A 23,319-nucleotide genomic window follows, 5' to 3' on the forward strand; every position below is an offset into this window, starting at 1 on the left:
AGGTTATATGTATGTTGAAAAAAATAATAAATACTCATTTATTTCATTTTATTTATCTTTTTGAATTATTGAAACTTACCAATAATAGATTCTATTTTCAGTTGCTTTATAAGCGACAATTTTTGCAAAAGTGTCATGAATTAAGCTTAGGGAAAAATAATTTTTTCTCAATATTAACTCATTTGCATTTAGAAGGTGTAAGTGATGATTCTTTTAATGACATTATCTCACTTATCGATCAGTTCCGAATTAAAGATTTAGAAAAAATTATAAAAGTTTGTATACAGCTAAAACCTGAAATTGGCCTAAAGCTTTTGCAGAAAACTACTAATGAAAATTCTAAGTTAGCTTTTATTTATCGCTCCCACCTATTTCCAAGCAAGAAAGATAAGCCAAAATTAATAAAATTGCAGAAAATCAAACCTTCTCTTATTTTTAACATTTACAATCATCTGCATTTTTATCAATCACCTCAATGTGAGGAGATTCTTAATCAATATTTTTTAGCACATAACTTATCTTCTATTAAAAGAATAAATATTAATGAGCCACTTTATATAAATAACATTACTTCAAATAAGTATATTAAGAATGATGAAAATTACGGGAAAGTATCCATCATTATGAGTGCTAAAGATGAAGAACTTTTAATAGAGAAATCCACTGAATCATTAATTAAACAAACTTATAAAAACATTGAAATTATTTTTATTAATGATGCCTCTAAAGATAGCACACAAGATATTTTTTTAACCACCTGCAATAAGTATCATTTTCATGATTTTAAGATAATTAACTTAGATAAAAATGTTGGTCCATTTTACTGTATGAATTTAGGGCTCAAAGCTGCAAGAGGAGAGTTCATTACTTTTCATGGGGCAGATGACTGGGCACATCCTCAACGTATAGCTTATCAACTTAAAGGATTAGTTAAACATAATGTAGTTGCTTCTATGTCTAAATTAATTAGAATAAAACCTACAGGCGAAATTTTTTCAAAACATATTTATCCATTAAATCGAATGTGTATATCTTCCCTATTATTTAAACGTGAGATAATAAATAGCCTAGGGTATTTTTATACTGATTTACTAGGCGCAGATTCTGAATATCCTGAAAGAATACGCCTATTTTATGGAGCGCGTAGTCTTATCGTTTTACCTATAGTACTAACTATTGCAGCTCACCGGGCTAACTCGAGGACAACGTGTAATGAATTTGGTACTGCAAACTTTGGTATTAATAAGCGTCGCTTACAGGAATTTGAGATATTAATGCAAAGATTGTATGAAAAATTTAAATTTAAACAATCCTATTATGTTGATTTCAAACATAATCAATATTCTTTTTAATTAAGTTTTTTAATAAAAAAAGCGTATTACTATCGTTTGTAAGTATTATTTCTAAGTTTTAACTGAACTAAATCTTTACGATTTCCTTGATTTAAATGAGTAAACATTTTTAATACTAAATTGCTTCCTGTTTTTTGAAATGTAAAGGGAAATAATCCATGGAGAAAACAAGCTACTGCACCCAAGAACATATTAAAAGAAAATTTAAGCGCAAAAGCCATATGTTGAAAATAAGACTCGCCAATTTCATTTGGATGTTTTGTAAAAAGTTGTTTCAACTTTCCTCCTTGAAAATTAATAAGCTTCGGGATAATAAATCGTCAATACTATATTGAATAAAAACAAAAAGTAAAGAGGAAATTAACGATGGGTTATCTTAAGTTCTATAATATTAATTAAAAATTGTTCTATTAATAAATAGTAAGAAGTTTATGTTGATTCTTGCAGAGAATAACGAAATCCCTTAACATATTTGTCAACAGTGTTAGTTTATATGGAATTAATAAAAAATTAGTAAATTAATACTTTGTTAAATGAATTAGTTGATTATGGATTAATATTTGAAACAGCTGCGACGGATCATTAAGCGTGGGACCGACTTAATTCCTCTTGAAATAAAGTCCTTACAGCAACATAAAACTTATCTAGCTTTAAGATCACATCCACTTAGTGAGCGCGCTTTTATTTTTGTTAAAACTAAAAGGCTTTTTTCATCTTTAGTTTTATTTCCCTGGTTAATTGCTGCTATTTATATTTTATTTATTCAATCACCACTTTATGAAAGTAATGCTAGAATTTTGGTTGAGCGTGATGACTCCCGCGATCTTATTAATACAAATACGGGAATATGGAGTGGAGGAAATGCCGCACCTTCAGAAATTTATTTAACTCGCGAATATATTGTATCTCGCGAAATTTTATCTCATATTGAACAGCGTTTTGGGATAAAAAGTCATTATCAATCTAAAAAAAATGATTTTCTCTCACGGTTAAATATAAAAGCGACTCAAAACCAATTTTTAAATTATTATCGTAATAAAGTAAGTGCAGTAGTTGAGCCTGATACCTATGAAATTATTATTAAAGTGGCTGCGTTTACACCGGAAGCTGCAAAAAAAATTCTGACAGAGATAATTAAAGAAACAAAACAATTTGTGAATAAAGTTTCAAATACTCTTGCAAGAAAACAATATTCCTTTGCCAAAATGAAATTAGGCCTTGCTAAAAATAAATTATTTCAAGCTGGAAAAGACGTTATGGCGTGGCAAAACCAAAATGGCTTGTTTGATCCCAAAGAGACAGCGCAAGTTGTATCGGCTGTAATGGCTAAATTAAAGGGTACATTAGTTGAAAAGCAAACGGAGCTTATTACCTATTCATCATTTATGCAACCTAACTCAAATAAAGTAGTAACTTTAACTGAAGAAATTAAAGCGATTAAAGAGCAAATTGAACAGCAGACCAACCTTTTACTAGGTGATAAAGAAAAACATGGTAAATTAAATAAAATCATGACCGATTTTGAATGGATTCAACTGCAACTTAAATTCGCCCAAGCAGAATATCAAGCTGCACAACAAGCATTTGATGCTGCTGCCATTAATTTATCTAAAAATCAAAATCTCTTAATTCAAATTGAGGCACCTAACTTACCTGATGAACCTAGTAGGCCTGTACCATTTTATGATTTAACTAATTTATTATTTTTATTACTTTTATTATTTGTTCTAACAAAAATGGCAATTATTATTGTTAAGGAGCATAGGGATTAATGAAAAAGTTTATTTTTTTAATACTTTTGCTACCCTTATGCGCAATTGCTGAAGAATCAATGCAGCAAGCTGTAGAGCCTATTAATTCGTCTATAGAACAAGTGAAAAATACATCTATTGCCCAAGCCAAAAATACCGCTGCTTTATCTGCAACAGATTTTTCTGCCTCAACTAATAGTAACGATGACAGAAATGAGTTAGCTGATGATGAGGAAACGAATATTCATTTAAAAAATACCGTGCATATGGGTGCTGTTTTAAATCAGCAGCTTCCTGTGTTTGGTCGTAATCTATTTGGCAAACAATGTGAGCGGCTGCATCAAGCACGTTTTTTTAATCCAGAATATCGTATTACAGTCGGTGATGAAGTAAATGTACAGCTGTGGGGTGCTTATCAGTTGTCACAAAAATTAACCGTTGATAGTCAAGGAAATATTTTTATTCCTGAAGTAGGTCCAGTTAAAGTTGAAGGCGTTGAAAATCAACGGATTAATGAAGTGATTCAGCAATATGTCAAAAATAGTTTTAAAAAAGGAGTTAATCTATATGCCGATTTAGTAACGGCACAACCAGTGCAAGTTTATGTTGCCGGTTTTGTTAATTCTCCTGGCCTTTATGATGGATTATCTTCTGACTCAGTCATTTATTTTTTATGTGCCGCTGGGGGCATTAACTTAAATGAGGGTAGTTTTCGTGATATAGCTATTATTCGCAATGGCAAGCCACTTCGCCAGGTAGATTTATATAACTTTCTATTGCACGGTAATATTAATCCCTTTCAACTACATCAAGGCGATACCATCTTAGTTCGGGCGCAAAAATACATTGTTTCGGTCGCAGGCGATGTAAAAAGCCCTTATCAGTATGAACTACTAGAACAAGAAGTGCCTTTGGCAACACTGATGCATTTAGCTAACGTTGAGCCTACAGCAACGTATGTGCGAATTCAGCGCAACCAAGGTATTGCACCTACATTTTTATATGAACAAATCCATCAGTCAAAGCCGGTACGTATTAAAGCTGGCGATCGTATTACTTTTGTGGCTGATAAAGAAATACAACAAACGTTAATCACTGTAAAAGGTCAAGTTAAAGGCCCACATCAATATGTAGTTAAACAAGGCACTACCTTAGGGCAATTTTTAAAAACGCTCCCTATAGCAACTAATGCCAACTTAGATAATGTACAATTGTTTCGTGACTCAGTAGCTAGGCAACAAAAAGAAGCTTTAAATGCTAATCTTTCCCGCCTACAGCGGCAAACTATGACTGGTGAAACTTTGACAGGTGATGATGCCAGGTTGCAGGTATCTCGCTCTGAGCTTATCACGAAATTCGTACGTGAAGCTAAGCAAGTAGAACCCAAAGGTCAGGTGGTTTTAGGGCCGAAAGCTCACTGGGATAATATTTTACTACAAAATAATGATGTTATTAATATTCCGGTAAAATCATCAGTTGTCACCATTAGCGGAGATGTGGTCAATTCAATTTCCTTAACGGTTCATCCTAATTATCGGCTTATTGACTATGTCCAATCAGCTGGAGGTTTTCAAAAAACAGCTAATCAGTCTGAGTTTTTATTAGTTAGGCAAAATGGGCAAGTTGAACTTGTTAAAAATAATTGGCATTCAAGTCAAGTAGGTTTACAAGGTGGCGACCAGCTTATTATTTTGCCTAAGGAAACTGAAAATGGTATTAAAGTCACAGGCATGATGACTTCAATTCTTTATCAATTAGCCCTAGCTGCAAAAGTAGCCGTAAATATTTAAGTTAATAATTTAATAAGGCTGTTTATCGTTAAAGCGAGATGAAAAATATAAAAACTGAAACAGAAAAAATTTTAATTAAAACTTGATGACTAGGGTTGATCAGCTCAAAATAAAAGAATGGTATAATTTCTCTAAGCTTACTATGCGTTTATTAAAAATCCCATTTGTTTTTATAGCGCTGTTATTATCCAATGCATTATATTCTCAGGTAACCCTACAAGAAGAAATTGATAGTTTAATTGATAAAACGCTACCATTGGCCAATGTAGGTGTCTTCGTTAAAGATTTACAAACTGGAGAAATAGTTTATCAGCGTAATGCTACTAAATTATTAAATCCAGCAAGTAATATGAAATTACTTTCTGCAGCAGCAGCTCTCTATAAACTTGGGCCAGATTATCGCTACGTTACTCAATTAGCTAAAGAAAACAATGATGTTTATCTTATTTTTAATGGTGCACCATCGCTTACGGCTGAAAAATTACAAAGTTTAATTCTAGAACTACCTAAATTAGGTTTTGACAAAATTGCTGGTAATTTCATTATTGATGCTTCTTTTTTCAAACCACCGTTTTATGCGCCTGGTACCTCATACGATGATTTAGGCTGGTATTATGCAGCGCCAAGTAGTGCCATTATTATTAATGAAAATGCTATTGCTTATGATTTTAATGCTAAAGAAATTAATAAAGTTGCTGAAGTTACCTCAAAAGCAGTAGATAACCCTTTAACTATTATTAATGAATTAACTACAGTAAATAGAGCACAAGAAAAAGAACATTGTTCACTTAATATAGAAATTTTAAAAGATAATACTCTTCGTCTTTATGGCTGTATTGCAAAAACGGAGCAGCCTAAACGGATGATGTTAGCAATTCCTAATCCTAATTTATTTGCTGAAGGAATTATAAAGCAAACGCTGACTAAAAATGGAATTGAATTAAAAGGAAAAATTGTTTCTGGAAGTACGCCCTCTAGCGCACAAACTATTGCCAAAGTTGAATCGGATGTATTAACTAAGTTATTGGCTCATATGCTAGAAGAATCAGATAATCTCTATGCCGATAGCATCACTAAATTATTAGCAGCGACTTTAACTGGCGAAGGTACTTATAAACAAGGTGCATACAGTATTAAAACTATTTTAACGCAACACACCCACCTGGATATGAAGCAAATAGAATTAGCAGATGGTGTGGGTACAAGGTATAATTTAATTACTCCTGAGCAACTTGTTATTTTGTTGTCTGATCTTTATCACGATGAAAAGATTGGACCTATTTTCTTAACTATCTTACCTAAAATGGGCCGCTCAGGTACGCTGAAAGATAGAATGAAAAAAACGCTTCTTGCTGGTAAAATTGCTGCTAAAACAGGTTCAATGCATGATGTATCAGCTCTCTCAGGTTATTTAGCGACACCAAATGGTAAAAAATATATTTTTGCTATCATTTCTAATGGTGTAAACACTAATATTTTAAAAGCTAAAGAATTAGAAGAAAACATTTTATTAACAATTGCTAAAGAAACAGATACAAAAAATAACTCACCAAAGAATGATGATTAATTTTTTAACATTATGATTTCAACAAGGAGAAAGAATGAAGCTTTATTACACTAAAGGGGCTTGTTCATTAGTTGAGCGAATTATTATTAATGAGCTTGGAGTAAATGCCCAATATGAGTCAGTTAATCTTAAAACAAAAGAAACTGAAACGGGTAAAGACTTTCTAGCAATTAATCCTAAAGGTGCGGTACCTGCTTTAGAATTAGATAACGGCGAAGTCCTTACTGAAAATGCAGTATTACTACAATACCTTGCTGATAAAGCTCAAGCTACAACGCTTTTGCCTGCTATGGGTGATATTAAACGCTATCGAGTTTTAGAATGGGTTAATTATATTACTACAGAAGTACATAAAAGCTTTGGCGCCTTGTTTAATCCTAATTTAGCAGAACAAGTAAAAAATGACATCTTTAAACCACTTATAAAATCCAAGTTTTCTTTCATAAATCAACATATAGGACGACCTTATTTAATAGATAATCATTTTACTATTGCTGATGCTTATTTATTTGTCATGTTAATGTGGGCAAGGAATTTTAAAATTGATTTAACTGAATGGGAAAATCTAAACCATTTCGCAAAAGAATTAAGCCAACATAAGGCGGTTAAAAAATCACTACAGGAAGAGGGTTTAGAAGCCTTTTAATTAAATAGCCTATGTACATAGGCTATTTAGTAAATTAAAGCTTACTTTTAGTAATAAAGCACTTCGATAATTTTAAATTATAATATAGTTTTTTATATTGATATGCATATCTGCTATTAATCAAGATTAAAATCTAATTTATGTCTTTTTAAGAACGACAATTTTATTTAAAGAAAATTTAGCACATTACCATATTGTCGATAAGAATTTACAAGAGGTAATATGCGAGCAGCTTAATTCCGACGATATACAAACCATTAACTATGCTTATTTAGAGCGCAACGGTAAAATTACTTTTATAAAAAATTTATAAATTTCAAATAATTACTATATTAGTTTGCTTTAAATGATTTGACTGATTAAAATATTTGCAAATTAATACTATATATTAAATTAATTTAAATCTAATAGGATTTCTATAATTAAAGGAGTATTAACCAATATAACCTAATTAACTTCACGATTAATGTTTATGAAAATAGTGATTAAAGTTGGCACGCAAAGTATTCTAAAAGAAGATGGTAGCCCCATTGAACCGTTACTTAAGAAACTTGTAAAGCAAATAGTTTTGTTATTACAAGCTAATCATCATGTCATTTTAGTAAGTTCAGGTGCCGTTGGATCAGGCCGAAAAGTAGCAAGCACTTTTTTACAAAAGCCCCATAACAATACTGTAGGTGAAAAACAATTACTAGCATCAATAGGGCAGCCTGAATTAATAAATATTTACTCTGCCTTATTTAAAACCGAGAATATTCTTGTTTCTCAACTTCTACTTACTAAACAAGATTTTCAAACTCGACAACATTATTTAAATATAGCGCGCTTACTGTCTGAATTATTAAAGTATCAAAATATTATTCCTATAATTAATGAAAATGATTCTGTAGCTATTGAAGAGTTAATGTTTACGGATAATGATGAGTTAGCAGGCCTTATTGCCGCTCAAGTTAATGCTGATTATTTGCTTCTTTTAACCAATGTTGATGGCGTGTTTACAGGTGATCCCAAACATCCTGAGGCAAAGTTAATTGATGTGATTGATCCTAATGATAGCTGGCCTATCATAACAGCAGCTAAATCAGCTCTAGGACGCGGTGGGATGTTAGCGAAATTAACTACAGCCCGTAAGATGTCAACTTTGGGTATACAAACAACCATTGCCAATATTAATACAAAAGATGTCATTACGAGAATTATTAATCATGAAAAAGTTGGTACCACCATTCTTGCCACGAAAAAGACATCTAATATAAAAAGATGGCTAGCTCTTCATAATAAAAAACAATTGCCTGGTATTATTATCAATAACAATTTACTTAATTTGCTTAAAGAAAATAATCGGGTGTTAAGCATACTTCCAGTAGGCATTGTAAGTTATGTTGGTGAATGGCAGCGAGGTGATTTAATTGATATTTTAGACATTGAAAGTAAGAGAATAGGGGTAGGCCTTGCTCGTTATGATCAAAAACGCTTAGATGAATATATAGGTGAAAAAAATAAGCCAGCTTTTATTCATTATGACTATTTACACATTTTATAGTGAAATGATATGAACATGAACTCGGAAATCATTGCAAATTTAAAAGCCACAAAGCATGCCTCTTATGACCTTGCTAATTTAAATCCTTTAGTAAGAGCCGATGTACTAAAAAAATTAGCAAAGAATTTAAGAACAGCTAGTGATAAAATAATTTTAGAAAATAAAAAAGATTTAGCACTAATGGATAAGGCTGATCCTAAATATGATCGTTTACTTCTAAATCATGAAAGAATTGCTGTAATAGCTGATGAAATAGAGGCTGTAGCAGAGTTAGACAATCCTTTAAATAAAGTAATCAGTGAAAATAAACGACCCAATGGTCTATTAATTCAGAAAGTGACCGTACCTATTGGTGTGATTTTAGTAATCTATGAATCAAGGCCGAATGTTACAATCGATGTTTTTAGTTTATGTTTTAAAACTGGAAATGCTTGTGTATTAAAGGGAGGAAAAGAGGCTTTTTATTCCAATCAATGTTTAGTTTCTCTAATTAAAGCAGTCTTAACGGAGTTTAATTTAAATCCTAATTTTATTTATCTATTACCTCCAGAACGTGAATTAACTTTGTCTATATTAAAAGCTAATGACTATATTGATTTATGTATCCCTCGAGGTAGCCAATCCTTAATAAACTTTGTTAGAGAAAACGCTCGTGTGCCAATAATAGAAACAGGGGCGGGGATAGTCCATACTTATTTCGATAAAAGTGGTGATTTAGAAAAAGGGCAGGCTCTTATTTATAATGCTAAAACTAGACGAGTCAGTGTATGTAATGCCTTAGATACCTTAGTGATTCACCAAGAAAGGCTTGCTGACCTATTTGAATTAGTAAAACCGTTAGCTAATAAAAATGTCAAAATTTATGCTGATAAACTTAGCTATCAAGTTTTAATTAACTACTATCCTGATAAACTTTTATTTGCTGCTGAAGAAGAAAACTTTGGTCAGGAATATTTAGATTATAAGCTCTCTATTAAAACAGTCCATAACTTTAAAGAAGCTGTAGAACATATCCAAAAATATACTTCTCATCATAGTGAGGCTATCGTTACTGAAGACAAAAATGTCAGCCAACAATTCTTATTAGAAGTCGACGCAGCAGTGGTCTATGTAAATGCTTCAACAGCCTTTACCGACGGTGGTCAATTTGGTTTAGGTGCCGAAATTGGTATTAGCACACAAAAAATTCATGCCCGCGGCCCTATGGGACTTGAGGCTTTAACCAGTTATAAATGGTTAGTTTATGGCGATGGGCAAACACGGGCTTAAAGTAGTTAATTTGGGGACCACTTGCACCTTATAACAAAGTGATAAGTTGTAGCAACTTGTATATAAATGAATTAAGGTAGGCTAAGCCTTGGCCCAACATTTACCTGCTTTAGATCTTACCTAGGTTTCAAATCATTATCTTAATTGAATACTTAGAATTGACTATTTCTCTATTATTTTTTAGCACATTACCCATGACTATCGCTTTAAAAAATTATATTTATTTAACTATTATTGCTATAAACAATTATAGAGTAATACCTAAATTTAACCTTAAATTTAACTCTTTGTATATTATAAGAAATTGACAAAGTGACCAGTGTTGATCATAATGTGCCCGCCATTTTAGCAAGGGAGAAATAATGAAAATTGTAGGTAAAATTGAATTAATTGAAACAGAAGGCCGAACAGGCAAGTCGGTAAAAAAAATTCCAAATGATTATTTTCTAGCACTCAAAATTACAGAAATCGATAGTAAACCTATTTCTACTGTAAAAAGTACTTTTGAAGCTTTAAAACCAAGTTTTCCTGTAATTAAAGTTAATGATGAAGATGTTGGTAATCTCTTTGAAACTTATAAATTAGCACCTGGTATGACAGATGTCTGCCATCTTTCACTCGCTTACTTTGTTGATTTCCGTAAAGATAGAAATCCAGAAAATGATCTTGATCAAGAGAAAGTTGATACAGCATATGAAGAATTAGATGGTAAAGTCATTTCTTTTGAAATCAACAACGATTGTGCTTTTCAAATAGTTTCTACTAGCAAAGAATACAAACATATTAATACTAAGGCTGATGTTACTTACGCATCTATGGTTGGTAATGGTCGAGATACAATACTAAACCTTTTACCAAGCCAAGCCACGCAAAATGAACTTGGACAAATACTTGCTTGTGTATTTGGTTCTAATTTTAAGCTTAGGAACTCTTTGAAAATAGAAATTCCATTTCATGTAACCATTGCCGAAACTAATAAATTAAATTTAAAGCTTGCCAATGTTAATAATCCTTCAGAAAAACTTAATGAAAATAGTACCTTAACAGTATAATAACTTGGCAACTTAGCCTAGTCTATTTAAGAAAGTCTAGGCCTAATTTTCGTTCGTCAATATATTATTTTTATCACTTTGATTGCGAATAAATTATTTAAAGGATAATCACTACTTGACTTATTGCCATGGAATCGCTTTTGCAACCATTAAATAAAAAATGAATATTAGGCCTAAAAAAGCTGGAAAACCAAAGAGAAACCAAATATTAAATAGCGTATGAAATTTTTTTGGTAAAGCAGAGTTAGACTGTAGACAATCGGCTAGAATATTTCGGAGTTTAATTTGAATCCAGACAACAGGTAACCAAAAGCAACCAATTAATATATATAAAGTATAAGTTGCTAAAAGCCAAGGTGAATTCCAAGGATAACCAATAAGCCAAATTAACCAAATACCCGTCAACGGCTGTATGATTACTGCCGGTGTAGTAAAAATAAAATCGGCTAAAACTGTATTACGAATAGCATAGTATTTTTCTTGAAGGCTATTAGTGTATTTCGAGCGAAACATAAAAAAGGCAATACCCATACCCGTACCAAATAGTATAGTTGAACTAATAATATGAATAGTTTTAGCTAAAAGGTAGGCATTCATATAAAAATAGAAATAGTTATAATAGCTTGCAGAATAAATTTTACTATAAAAACGTTTAAATAGGGTAGGGCGAGATGATTATAAGTTATGCTGATTTTGAAAAAGTAGATTTACGCTCAGGAACAATTATTAAAGCTGAATTGTTTCCACGTACTAAAAAGCCTGCTTATAAAATATGGGCAGACTTTGGCGCTGAACTAGGAATTTTACAGACATCAGCTCAAGTGACAGTCCATTACACACCAGAATCATTAATAGGGCGAAAGATAATAGGATGTGTAAATTTAGGAGAGAAAAATATTGCCGGTTTTACATCACAATTTTTATTAGTCGGTTTTTCCGATGCACAAGGAGCAATATGTCTAGCTACAGTTGACTCTATAATTCCAAACGGGCAAAAACTTCACTAAAAAACAAATTAATCATCATGAAACTAGAGTTACCTTTAATAAATTATATTTTAGCACATTATCAAATTTTATAAATTCAGGGTATCAAGATTCAAAATCATTCAAAATTTTAAAATCAGCTACTAATAGAAGATAAAACCTTTTGCAAAGCTTGCAAATTAGGTTCTAATTTAAAAATTTTATTCGGTTTATCTAACAAATTTAGTAATTGCGGAACTACAGCAATTGGCGAACTTATAATAGGCTCAATTATATTATCAAATTTTGCTGGATCAGCAGTAGAAGCAATAATCCAAGGTCCATTGTCTAAATGATTTCTCACATAAAACGCTGTTGCAGTATGCGGGCAGCAAATATAATTGTATTGCTTATAAATATGTGCAATTGTGTTATAAATAAGGCTATCATCAACAGCAATTGCAGTTACATGATTATAAAAATCTTTAAAAGAAATAAATAAGTGCTTTAATCTTTCAAAATTGCTTGGATTTCCAACATCCATTGCATTAGCTATCGTTGTGATACTTTGTTTTGGATTATAATGACCGTTGGTTAAATAATCAGAAATTACTCGATTAGCATTAGTTGCCAACACAATTCTTCTAATAGGAAAGCCCATGGCTTTAGCCCAATAAGCTGCTGTCGCATTACCAAGGTTTCCTGACGGAATAATAAAACCAGGTTCTTGTTTATTTTTTAAGTAAAATTGTAGACTGCTATAGGCATAGTAAGTCATTTGCGGTAATAGCCTGCCAATATTAATGCTATTAGCACTACCAAGTTTTGTGATCGCTTGACAGTTTAAATCTTGAAAGGCTAATTTAACAAGTTGCTGACATTGATCAAAAGTACCATGGATTGCGAAGGAAAAAATGTTCTCATCCCAACAAGTTATTTGTTGCTCTTGTTTAGCTGAGATCTGGCCTTGTGGATATAAAATGATAACCTGATAATTTTTCTTTTGGTAAAAGGCGCTTGCTACAGCTGAACCTGTATCACCTGAAGTAGCAACTAAGATTATTTTTTTATCATCTTCTATTAAGTTCAAACACTCAGCTAAAAAGCGGGCGCCAAAATCTTTAAATGAGCATGTTGGCCCGTGAAAAAGTTCGAGAACAAACGTGTTTCTGTTAATTTTAAGAGTTGGAATAGGGAAGTTAAAAACCTTCTTACAAATGTTATTTAATTCTAATTTAAGTAGATCGTTTACAAAGAAACCATCTAATAGTTGCGAAGAAAATTCAGTAAAATTTAAATCAGCTAAATCTAACTGATTTGTGATAATAGGTATTGTCTCAGGAATAAATAAACCACCATCAGGAGCTAATCCACTTTGCATTGCTTGAGATAATGAAAAAAAATCTAATTTATTACGAGTACTTAAATAGCGCATGAATTTATCTCCACAGGCAAAGCGCCAGTTTTATTAATTCTAGATAGCCAATAGTTAGAAGCAATATTATTTTCTTGCAATACCAACTGCATGCTCTCAGCGACTTTTTGGGCCTCTTTTTTTGTTTTTGTTAAAGCAAATAAAGTAGGGCCTGATCCGGAAAAGGATGCGCCTAATGCGCCATTTTGCAATGCAGCCTCTTTTATTCGATAAAATTGTGGTACAAACTGTGCTCGTTGAGGTTCAATAAGCACATCATTTAAAGCATTTTTTAATAAGTTATGATCATTTGTATAAAGCGAAGTTATGAAAGTCGCTAAATTAGCAGATTGTTGAATATACTTTGCTAAAGGCGCAGTTTTTTTAAGTACTTTTCTTGCCAAGCGCGTAGGAACCTGCAAATGCGGGTAAATTAATACACAATATAGATTAGGAGAAGGTAAGTTAATAACTTTTAATGGCTGTTGCGAATGGATTAACGTGAGTCCGCCAAACAAACAAGGAACAATATTATCTGCATGTGGCTGACCACTTGAAACTTGCTCACCAATAACCGCAAAGTTTGCAAGTTCTAGAGTAGATAACGGGGCAGTTAAGAAGTTATTACAGGCAACTAATGCAGCAACTGCCGATGCAGCAGAGCCTCCCAGACCAGAACTTACGGGAATTCCCTTTTTAATAGAAATTGAAAAGCCAATTTCTAAATTTAATGCTTCACAAAATTTATGTATAACGACAGATGCAGTGTTTTTATAGCTATTAAAGGGCAAAGGCTCAACAGCCTCAATGAACTCTATAATTATCTTTTTGTCTTCCCGTTTAGTAACGGTAACATAATCGCCCACAGAATCTACAGCAAAGCCTAAAATGTCAAAGCCGACAGCCACATTTGCACACGTCGCAGGTGCAAATGCTTTAACTGATTGGATAGATTTGTTAATTTTTTTCATTTTACCACCTCACAAGCTTGCTACTAATCGTAGTAAATCTGAAAAAATACCTGCAGCGGTAACTTCAGCACCTGCACCGGGTCCTTGGATGATTAGTGGATGTGTAGAGTATCTTTTGGTATGGAACATAATAATATTGTCTGTGCCTTTAAGTTTTGCAAAAGGATGGTCTTTAGCAAACGCTTCAATTGCTACTTTAAGCTTTCCTTCTTTGGTAATAGAGCCTACATAACACAAATGCTGATTGTTAGCTTTAGCCGCTGCAAGCCGATGAGTTAGACTTTGATCATAGGCAGGTAATTTGTTTAAAAACTCATCTAAGCTAACTAATTTTAATTCTGGCGGTACTAAATCAGAAACAATTACATCATTGATAGTAATGTTATGACCTATTTCTCGTGCCAAACAAACTAGCTTACGCGCAACATCCATACCAGATAAATCTTCACGTGGATCAGGCTCGGTATATCCTAGCAATTTTGCTTGAAGAACCGCTTCTGAAAACGTTTTATCTTCTTTTAGCGCATTGAAAATATAACTGAGTGTTCCTGAAAATACACCCTCTATTCTCTCAACCTGGTCTCCAGTTTTAATAATATCTTGTAGAGTACTAATAACTGGCAGGCCTGCACATACTGTAGCTTCGTAAAGATAAAACAGATTTTTCCTGGCTAAGGCTTGTAGCTTTTGATAATAAGACAAATCGCCAGCGTTAGCATATTTATTGGGAGTAATAATATGAATACCTTTAGCCATAAAGCGCTGATAAAGGCTGGCAACTTGCGGGCTTGCAGTACAATCAATAATTACTACATTAGGAATATTATCTGCAGTTAGATGCGCCACAAATTTTTCTAAATCAGCATCAATGGCGTAGGCGTTGAAATTAGGTTTCCAGTCTTTGAACGCTTCTGCATTATTTAATAGGAGCATTTTCTTGCTATTTATAATAGCGCGCACAGTTAAATTAATTTGATAAGTGCATTTTAAATCAGTTAATGTATCGGTAAATTGCTTAAGTAAACTTTGACCGACAAGCCCTGGGCCAATTAATCCTATCGCTAATGATTTCCTTGACAAGTAAAATCCAGAATGAATAGCCTGCATAGCTTTAACGGCATCTTTCTTTTTAACAATAAGTGTAATATTGCGTTCAGAAGAGCCCTGAGAAATAGCACGAATATTAATATTGACTTTAGCAAGGGCTTTACAAAGTTTATTAGCGATGCCAATAGCCCCAATCATTTTATCACCAACAATTGACAAAATAGAGCAATTCTCATCAAGCGTAATAGTCTTAATATAATTACTTTTAATTTCATTTTTTAAGTTTTCAAAGAGCGCTTCTTTTGTTCTAGCGACAGAATCTGCAGCGACCGCAAAACACATTGAATGCTCAGAACTTGCCTGGGTTAGGAATAACACATTGATATTAGCGTAATAAAGAATGCTAAATACGCGAGCAATCAGGTTAGATGAATTAAGATAGCCACCACCTTCTATATTAAATAGGCCTATCTCCTTAATACAACTAATACCTTTAATAAGCGCTTGCGATTCTTTAGGTTGTGCTGAAATGCAGGTATATTTACCGCTAGGGTTAAAACTATTTTTTATATAAATAGGAATTTTATCTTTAACAACTGGCGCGATAGCCATAGGGTGTAAAACTTTAGCACCAAAATAAGCTAATTCCAATGCCTCCTGATAAGACAAAGACTCAATCACAAAAGCTGAGCGTACTAAGTTAGGATCAGCTGTATAAATTCCATCTACATCAGTCCAAATGGTTAAAGATTGAGCGTTAAATAAATTAGCAAAAATTGCCGCAGAAAAATCACTACCATTACGTCCTAATGTAGTTCGTTGGCCATCTAAAGTTGAGGCAATAAATCCGGTAATAACTAATTGATTAAAGATTTCACCCTGCAAAAACTCTTTAAGAGCCGCCTTACTTGTTTGCCAATCAATTTCAATTAAGCCATTTTTTTCTTGGATGAATAAAACTTTTGCAGCATCTAAAAAAGCAACCTTATTTTCTTTAGAAAGATATTCTTTTAAAATCATGGCAGACCACAGCTCGCCATAACCTAAAATTAAATTTTGTACTTCTTTTGAGTAACTGCCGGCTAGTTGAATAGCATATAAAATATCGTTAATTTTTTGGATATCCTCTTTAATGATATTTCCAATATGGAGATGAGATAAGGCTAATTCCTGTATTATAGATAAGTGTTTATCTTTGATTTCTGTTAAATAGTGCTGATACTGTAAATGGTTTTTTGCAGCATCAAGTAATAATTGCAATAAAGAAGTAGTTCCATAAATTGCTGAGACAACAATAATTTCATTACCTTGTAAAAGTGATTTGACCGCTGTAAATCGTTTTGCATCAGCAAGGCTACTACCACCAAATTTATAAATAGCATAAGCAGGGTTAATTAACATGTTAAACCTCAAAAAAGAAAATAGCTGCTTGTAGTGTTATAAACACTCAGCAATGAGCCGTTAATTTTGTTAGTAACAAATTGCTTAATTAAGCAACGGTGGTGGTAGAGGTAGAGGAGATGGTGGTAGTAGAAAGGGTAGTTTTTGCAAATGAAAGAAGATCGCGAGCTGTAATGTCAGCAGAAGCTTGGCGCATAAGCCAAAGTAATAAATAAACATCATTCATATTTTTACCCCTTAACTTTAATGGTGGTAAGTTTTAACATAACATTTTGAGCTCTCTTTGTCAATTATTACAGCATGGAGTATAACTTTTGAAATACTTGAAATAAAGGTTGAGCCCTAAGGCTCAACCTAGAAATTATTTGGCTTCACAACTAATAACATTTACAACGGGATCTTTTGCAACGCTACCTGATACTTGAAAGCCAATAGCTTGTTGTTGACCTGCTGGTATACCATTATAAGGGTCATAAGTATTGGCACTAAACGTAAACACGCCAGCATTGGCTGTAACGGTTTGATTGTTACCAATCCAGTAATTGGCAATAACAGGATTAGTTATTTCACTACTATTGAAGCTTATTTTAAAAGTAAAACTTTTTATCGCAGTGGTGGGACTAGTATTGGTAATGCTGCCTTGGAATACGGCACCGCTATCCCAGCGATTTTGTAGCGTAAATTTAACACTACAATTTTGTTGGTTAACTGCACCGGCTTGATAAAAAGCATTTAACTGTAGCTGACTAGTTGCTCCTTTAACAGCAAAGCTTTTATCACTTTTATCTGCGACTAAACTGTAAGCTTTACCATTAAATTGAATAGAGCTAGGTAAGCCTACGGTGTAGTTTTCATTGCTAAATGTGCCTGTCTGACTATTTATATTTTGATTATAAATTGTTGAGGTACAAGTGCCATTGGTCACTTTACAGTTAACTTGATTCTGACTATTAACATCTGAGGTAAAGGTCAAAGTAGTAGTTAGTGCTTGGCTGCTGACAGGATTTCCTTTGTCATCTAACAAATTAATTTTATAACTTACCTGAGTTGCAGGTTGGGTACCTGTTTGTTGGCCTTGTAAATTCACATTGACATTAGTGGCTTGTCCATTGGTAATTTTAAAGGCAAGGGGGGAATTGCTTGCTTTAACTTGATAAACCATATGAGCTGTATTATCTACTTGATAGGTATCTGCAACTAATAAAGTATAAGAACCATTATCTAAGTTTAAAGAGCAACCATTTGTAATGTCGCAGCTATAAGTTTGCTGAGTTTCTTTAATAGTTAAAGTGGCATTTCCTTTAACGGGGAACCCAGGACTGGTGAAAGAAACATTAAGCTTTCCAGTGGCAATAGTTTGATTATATAAATCATGTAATACTTGTTCAGCTTGTAGGTTAAGCGCGCCACTATTAGGATCAATAATACTAATGGTATCGCCTAAGTAACCAACTGCCCAGAAAAATAAATCATTTTGCATGCCATTGGCTACTAAATAAGGAACTAATGCTTTTTGAAAGAAGGCTAATCCTTCAGCACTTTTCCAAGAAGATTCACCAAGGACTACAGGATAACCAGCTTTCTTTAAAAATCCCCAAGTCCAATCAAAGCGAAGATTACTAGGTTTACCTGGAGCAGACTCCCAAGTCCCTACTTCACGAGGATAAACGTGTGGAGAAAAAACGAGATGCGCGTTATTAGCACTCGCATCACCTAGCAGCCAAGTAATCGTTACATCATCTAGGCCTGCAGTTTTTAATTGTTGTGTAAAGCCTGCACGATTAAAGCTTGGTGTACCGATTTTAGCATTGGCTTTATCTAATAGCGGTTTAAAATCCTCTCCCCAGTTACCTTTAAACTCAACTCGTTTGGTTCCAGTTGCACAATTACTAGGATCATCCGAAATACTATAGGCTTCTGGATCATCAACTAAATCGGCAGCTTTTACACAGGCGACTGGTTGATCAGGATCGCCCGAGCCATTGTCTGGACCTTCGACAAAAACTAATAAATCAGGATTATTTTGTTTAAGCACTTTAGCTGCGGAGGCAATAACTTTTACCCAGGCAGGTTGACCGTTGTTATCGCGAAACCAATAGAGTAGATGGGGCTCATTAAAAATATCAATACCAATAACGTTGGTTAAATTACGTGTTTTAATTTCAGTTGCTAATAATTTTAAATCTGCCTCATATTGCGCTAAATCATAAACCGTTCCATCACGAAAATTATCGCCATAGCCATAACGATGATGGATATCGATCATGACTCTAACATTATTTTTTTGCAATTCAGCAAGAGTTATCCAAAAGGCTTCTTTAGGCGATACTGTTTGTGCACAAGCTTGGCCATTGGTTTCCCAAACTTTACAAAAAATACCATTACCTTTGGTTGGCGCTGCTTTATTAGTTAGGGATTTATTCATATCCACTTCATTTTTGTCATCATAAAGCACCCCAGGTTGAATGGGGAGACGAACTGTTTTAAAACCCACTCCAGTGGCTTTGGTGACACCCGAATCCGTAAAATCCCACGGGCGAACTAAGGCATCTAACATACCATAGCTTTTACTGTAAGAAGTAGAAGTACCGCTTAGAGAATAAAAAGGATTAGAAGCTAGCCCTTGGACAATTCTGGAATCCTGAAAGCCTGACCACGAAACGCCATCAATTTTTACTAAATTGCCAGCATTATCATAGATGCTCCCAGTTTTGGTGTAGTAAGCATAACTCGATGTGGAGAATAAAACTCCAATTAAACCCTTGGTAATATGTTTTCTTATTTGCATAACATTATTCCCTCTATTTTTGCCTAACTTAATTGTTAACCAAAAGACTGTTGCTTAAAAACTGTTAACCAATATATTTAAATAGAGCTTGTCGTGCAAATTTTATGCCAATAAAAACATTTATTTTGCTAATTTAGTTTTTAACAATTAATAATTATTCGTATACTATTTTAATAATTAAGATAAAAATAAGATTAGAGTCTATGAGCGCAAGCGATATCATTGCTAGCTATAATACTTTGCTTAAAAATTTAGATGAATTAAAAAACCATCTGGATACCGAATTACAAGTCAATCCAGTTTGGATTAATGATCCTGCCAACAAAGAAATCCTAATAGCTGATTACAACTATTTTTTTGCTGCCTTAACTGATTTTTATCCAGGTGATTTAGAAACACCTCAGCATACTAAATCCTTTCAAGGAGCCTTAGGTGGTAGCACGCGCACTTTGCAATTAGTAGAGGTCATTAACAAAAGTAAAGATCAATTAAAGGCTGTAATTAATAATTATCTCCAAGAAATAAATATGAAAGATACCCAGGTCATTCATACTATCTTTAAAAATGCAGGGTTTTCGCGTCTTAAACTTAAACAAGTTTATCGCCATATACCTTGTATTGATTATCATCCTAGACGGATTACTTTTACCCAAGTAAAACATAATTCTCATATAGTTATCAGTAAAAAAGAATTGGCAGCACGCTTAAATAAAATAGGCAAAGGGCGACATATTGATGTGCAACAACAGATGTTACAATATCTTGATGATGAAAAATTAGCGATTCATCGCGATACCCAATTTTTATGGGCTGCTAATATTGCTACTTTTAAAAACGAAGAAGGCTTATCATCTACTAAAAAACTAATGACTTCTATGCCAATAGTTTATCTACATCAAACTGACTTACCAGAACCATTAGTTAATTTTAGCCGGCGGCAAAAGCGTTCGCTCTTAACGGTTAGATCGGATAAAAAAATTGAAGATGAAGTTTTTCTCCCTTCAGCAGCCGCTTATCGATACAAGGGTAAATAGTTACGATTCCTAACTTATCTCAAGCTAACTGACTTCATTGAGATTGAGTAATATTTTGGGTAAATTTTGGGAATAAAAATTTTTGTGCCTTTATTCTCGTGTTATTCTAATCAATTGCCACTTAAGTGTTTACCATTTTATTTTCTCTACACCAACAAGGTTTTATTTAAGTTGACATACATTGCATAAGGACAGCAGATGAACAGCAGAAAGTTTATTACCAAACTAATGATAAGCCTATGGCTTACATGGGTCATGACTTGGGTACATGCAGGGACACCGTTGTGGACGTTTACCCCATTAACCGCAACAACCATCACAGTCGCAGCGAACGACACCGCTACCGTACGCTATCAAGTCACCAATCAATCCAGAAAGCCACATACTTTAGTAATGAAAGCGATGCCGGGCGTTACACAGATAACGACAACTGGGAGTTGTCAAACCTTCTTTGTTTTAGGTTACCAACAATCGTGTATTTTAAATCTATCTATTAACGGCAGTGCTTTAATGGATAATATACTGGGTGGGCCTATCGTTTGTAGTCAAGACAACCCAAATCAATGTTATCAACCGAGCAGCGCCAACAGCTTACATATTACTAAAGGCTCTGTGATAGATTATACCGTAGGAGGATTTGTATTTGGTCTCTCAGGAACTTTGGTGCTTGAAGACAATGGTGGTGATGCATTAACCCTGAATGCAGACGGAACTTTTGCTTTTTCTAATGCGCTGCCTCCAGGAAGTACTTATTTAGTCACTGTAAGAAGTCAACCTGCAAACCAAACCTGTACTGTCACTAATGGCAGTGGGATCATAGGTGGAGCGAACGTGACCAATGTTGGCGTTAACTGTGTCACGAATTTGGCCAACTTAAGCGCAAGCGTCAGTCAACTGGCTTTAAGTGTCACCGGGCTTACCGAATATGGTGTCAGTGGAACCCCTTCCTCTGGGCTTGCTCGTATCATTACCATTACCAATACAGGCAATAATGCTGCCATCAATTTATCGGTAACGCCACCAACTTGGCCTACCGGGACCTCCAACACCACTACTTGTGGCAACACACTGCCGGTGAATAGCAGCTGCACGATTACCATCACACCGGGCGCTACAGCCACCTCGGATGGCACGAATCCCTGTTCAGGTGGAACAGCCCCTGTTCCCGGCGTGGTTCAAGTCAGTGCTGACAATGCGAATACAGTGACGAGCAATGTCGTTGTATTAGGCTATGGTTGTGTTTATCAAGGCGGCTACGTGTATGCATTGGATGACACAACCCCCAATACTGGCAGTGTAGGGGGTAAAGTTGTCACCACCACTGACCAAGCAGCTGCAGCGCCTAACGGCATTGTATGGAGTTCTAATGGAGGCACTGGTAGTGGAAGTGGCGGTTTTGACTCTATTGATGTAAGTAATGATACTCTTCCCGGAATTGATAACACCTCTACTTCCACCATTGGCTCCCCCTCCTATGGTACCTTTACTACATTCTTTTCTAATACCTATACCAATCCAAATCCATTTACCCCAGTCTCTTTTGCTAACTGCAAGGGGAGCTCAGATGGTTCTTGCAATACAGCTAATATCGTGACGTTTTATAATCAATTTATTACCAATAACACGTCAGGAAGCGGCGGCTCTGCTCCCTTTACGGCATCTCCTGGGCCAACCAACCTCGCTTACTATGCTGCAGGTTTATGCAAGCAACCGATTGCAAGTTATACAGATTGGTATCTGCCGGCGATTTGTGAGCTTGGATATGGAAGCCTTGCTTGCGGCACTTCAACTTCGCCGACAGTACAAAATATACAATTAAGCTTGATTGATAATAGTGGGTTTAGTGCTCCTACAGGTACCTACTGGAGTTCTACTGAGTTTTCACTGGGTCCTCAAATCGCTGCGTGGAACCAGAGCTTTGGTTCTAGCGGTCTTAATGGCCAGGACGCGAGCGGTAAGGATAATCTGCTTGGCGTTAGATGTTCTCGGGCGTTAACCTTTTAACTTTCCACTTTCTTTCCAATGACCTTGCTTTGCAAAACTTGCAAAGCAGGTCATTAATTTTCATAGTTTGTTATAACGTGGTATTACAGAATTACCAGTTTAGGGAGATATACTAAATAATTACGCAACAACTTATCCCCAGAAACTGTGGATAAGTGTGTGGGGAATGTGTTTAACCGCTGTTATCAGTTATAAATCACTTATCCTTTTTAATAGAATCTAGTAATTCTTTTGCTTCAGAGAGAGTAAAGAGTTTATATAAAAACCCGGCCATACCGACCGCTGCAGCTTGAACATTAAATTGCGCTTCACTGTGGATAGTCAATGCAATAATTGGGGTATTTTTGTTAAGGCGACTTTGCGTTTTAATTAAATGAGTGGTTTCAAAACCATTAGGGCCATTACTTAAGCTTAAATCCATTAAAATAGCATCATAGGCGGTTGCATTGGCTTTAGCTAGAGCCGCTATACCATTATCTGCTGTATCTACAGTACAATTTAATTCCGTTAAATGTAACTTAGCTACCGCCTGCGCTGTCTTGGCATCTTCAACAATTAATATGCGCACCAGTTTTGTCATTATTAATTCCAATCATCATTAAATATTTAAATTAATTAAAGCACATTGATTTTATGCTCGCTTATTAATTTAATTTATCTAAGGTTACTTAAAAAGTCTTGTAAAATACTAAATTTATTCCCCTATTAAAAGCTTAATTTTGATA

19 protein-coding genes are annotated in these 23,319 nt (G+C 34.2%); 11 read left to right on the forward strand and 8 right to left on the reverse strand.

All coding sequences use genetic code 11. The features are described 5' to 3' along the window. Nucleotides 1-11 precede the first annotated feature (11 nt). Nucleotides 12-1,352: a glycosyltransferase family 2 protein gene (locus ACNVED_RS07380; protein ID WP_419421111.1), complete on the forward strand. Its 1,341-nt coding sequence runs from the start codon at nucleotides 12-14 to the stop codon at nucleotides 1,350-1,352. A 29-nt stretch (nucleotides 1,353-1,381) separates the two neighbouring features. On the opposite strand, the gene ACNVED_RS07385 is transcribed toward ACNVED_RS07380, so the two are convergent. Then, complete coding sequence (locus ACNVED_RS07385) at nucleotides 1,382-1,630, reverse strand: DUF6356 family protein (RefSeq protein ID WP_419421112.1); 249 nt, start codon at nucleotides 1,628-1,630, stop codon at nucleotides 1,382-1,384. Nucleotides 1,631-1,912: 282 nt separating this feature from the next. On the opposite strand from ACNVED_RS07385, the gene ACNVED_RS07390 reads away from it, so the two are divergent. The 7 genes from ACNVED_RS07390 to ACNVED_RS07420 all read left to right on the forward strand — a co-directional run bounded on the left by ACNVED_RS07390 (nucleotide 1,913) and on the right by ACNVED_RS07420 (nucleotide 10,970). Beyond that, on the forward strand, nucleotides 1,913-3,124 hold the full coding sequence (locus ACNVED_RS07390) for a hypothetical protein (RefSeq protein WP_419421113.1): 1,212 nt from the start codon (nucleotides 1,913-1,915) through the stop codon (nucleotides 3,122-3,124). Continuing rightward, nucleotides 3,124-4,893: an SLBB domain-containing protein gene (locus ACNVED_RS07395; RefSeq protein ID WP_419421114.1), complete on the forward strand. Its 1,770-nt coding sequence runs from the start codon at nucleotides 3,124-3,126 to the stop codon at nucleotides 4,891-4,893. Before ACNVED_RS07390 ends, ACNVED_RS07395 begins: the two co-directional genes overlap by 1 nt. Nucleotides 4,894-4,978: 85 nt before the next feature. After that, the gene (gene dacB, locus ACNVED_RS07400) at nucleotides 4,979-6,460 is read left to right on the forward strand and encodes a D-alanyl-D-alanine carboxypeptidase/D-alanyl-D-alanine-endopeptidase (protein WP_419421115.1); all 1,482 of its coding nucleotides are present in this window, start codon (nucleotides 4,979-4,981) and stop codon (nucleotides 6,458-6,460) included. A 34-nt stretch (nucleotides 6,461-6,494) separates the two neighbouring features. Continuing rightward, nucleotides 6,495-7,106 (forward strand): glutathione transferase GstA, encoded by a 612-nt coding sequence (gene gstA / locus ACNVED_RS07405; RefSeq protein ID WP_419421116.1) that lies wholly within the window; start codon nucleotides 6,495-6,497, stop codon nucleotides 7,104-7,106. A 472-nt stretch (nucleotides 7,107-7,578) separates the two neighbouring features. Next, the gene (gene proB / locus ACNVED_RS07410; protein ID WP_419421117.1) at nucleotides 7,579-8,649 is read left to right on the forward strand and encodes a glutamate 5-kinase; all 1,071 of its coding nucleotides are present in this window, start codon (nucleotides 7,579-7,581) and stop codon (nucleotides 8,647-8,649) included. Between the two features lie 15 nt (nucleotides 8,650-8,664). Continuing rightward, nucleotides 8,665-9,918 carry a glutamate-5-semialdehyde dehydrogenase gene (locus ACNVED_RS07415; RefSeq protein WP_419421118.1) on the forward strand — a complete coding sequence of 418 codons (1,254 nt, stop codon included), beginning with the start codon at nucleotides 8,665-8,667 and terminating at the stop codon, nucleotides 9,916-9,918. A 362-nt stretch (nucleotides 9,919-10,280) separates the two neighbouring features. Continuing rightward, nucleotides 10,281-10,970: a hypothetical protein gene (locus ACNVED_RS07420; RefSeq protein ID WP_419418387.1), complete on the forward strand. Its 690-nt coding sequence runs from the start codon at nucleotides 10,281-10,283 to the stop codon at nucleotides 10,968-10,970. A 120-nt stretch (nucleotides 10,971-11,090) separates the two neighbouring features. Here ACNVED_RS07420 and ACNVED_RS07425 read toward each other — a convergent pair whose 3' ends face one another. Next, on the reverse strand, nucleotides 11,091-11,567 hold the full coding sequence (locus ACNVED_RS07425; protein WP_419418388.1) for a DUF2269 family protein: 477 nt from the start codon (nucleotides 11,565-11,567) through the stop codon (nucleotides 11,091-11,093). Nucleotides 11,568-11,641: 74 nt separating this feature from the next. On the opposite strand from ACNVED_RS07425, the gene ACNVED_RS07430 reads away from it, so the two are divergent. Next, complete coding sequence (locus tag ACNVED_RS07430; protein ID WP_419418389.1) at nucleotides 11,642-11,977, forward strand: tRNA-binding protein; 336 nt, start codon at nucleotides 11,642-11,644, stop codon at nucleotides 11,975-11,977. Nucleotides 11,978-12,092: 115 nt separating this feature from the next. Here ACNVED_RS07430 and thrC read toward each other — a convergent pair whose 3' ends face one another. The 5 genes from thrC to ACNVED_RS07455 form a co-directional block, all read right to left on the reverse strand. Next, a complete protein-coding gene (thrC, locus tag ACNVED_RS07435; RefSeq protein WP_419418390.1) occupies nucleotides 12,093-13,370 on the reverse strand; it encodes a threonine synthase in 1,278 nt (425 codons plus the stop codon). Then, nucleotides 13,358-14,320 (reverse strand): homoserine kinase, encoded by a 963-nt coding sequence (locus ACNVED_RS07440; RefSeq protein WP_419418391.1) that lies wholly within the window; start codon nucleotides 14,318-14,320, stop codon nucleotides 13,358-13,360. Before ACNVED_RS07440 ends, thrC begins: the two co-directional genes overlap by 13 nt. Nucleotides 14,321-14,329: 9 nt before the next feature. Further along, on the reverse strand, nucleotides 14,330-16,768 hold the full coding sequence (gene thrA / locus ACNVED_RS07445; protein ID WP_419418392.1) for a bifunctional aspartate kinase/homoserine dehydrogenase I: 2,439 nt from the start codon (nucleotides 16,766-16,768) through the stop codon (nucleotides 14,330-14,332). Nucleotides 16,769-16,856: 88 nt separating this feature from the next. Next, nucleotides 16,857-16,994 carry a hypothetical protein gene (locus ACNVED_RS07450; RefSeq protein ID WP_419418393.1) on the reverse strand — a complete coding sequence of 46 codons (138 nt, stop codon included), beginning with the start codon at nucleotides 16,992-16,994 and terminating at the stop codon, nucleotides 16,857-16,859. Between the two features lie 135 nt (nucleotides 16,995-17,129). After that, entirely contained in the window at nucleotides 17,130-19,556 is a 2,427-nt protein-coding gene (locus tag ACNVED_RS07455; protein WP_419418394.1) for a hypothetical protein, read from the reverse strand. Between the two features lie 203 nt (nucleotides 19,557-19,759). On the opposite strand from ACNVED_RS07455, the gene ACNVED_RS07460 reads away from it, so the two are divergent. Together ACNVED_RS07460 and ACNVED_RS07465 are read left to right on the forward strand one after the other, a co-directional pair. Continuing rightward, entirely contained in the window at nucleotides 19,760-20,590 is an 831-nt protein-coding gene (locus ACNVED_RS07460) for a hypothetical protein (RefSeq protein WP_419418395.1), read from the forward strand. Nucleotides 20,591-20,788: 198 nt separating this feature from the next. After that, nucleotides 20,789-22,594 (forward strand): hypothetical protein, encoded by a 1,806-nt coding sequence (locus tag ACNVED_RS07465; RefSeq protein ID WP_419418396.1) that lies wholly within the window; start codon nucleotides 20,789-20,791, stop codon nucleotides 22,592-22,594. A 196-nt stretch (nucleotides 22,595-22,790) separates the two neighbouring features. Here the strand turns inward: ACNVED_RS07465 and ACNVED_RS07470 are convergent, their stop codons facing one another. Continuing rightward, nucleotides 22,791-23,174, reverse strand: coding sequence for a response regulator (locus ACNVED_RS07470; RefSeq protein WP_419418397.1), 384 nt, complete (start codon nucleotides 23,172-23,174; stop codon nucleotides 22,791-22,793). Between the last annotated feature and the right edge of the window lie 145 nt (nucleotides 23,175-23,319).

It is taken from the genome of Legionella sp. D16C41 (assembly GCF_048541585.1).
Lineage (GTDB): Bacteria > Pseudomonadota > Gammaproteobacteria > Legionellales > Legionellaceae > Legionella_C.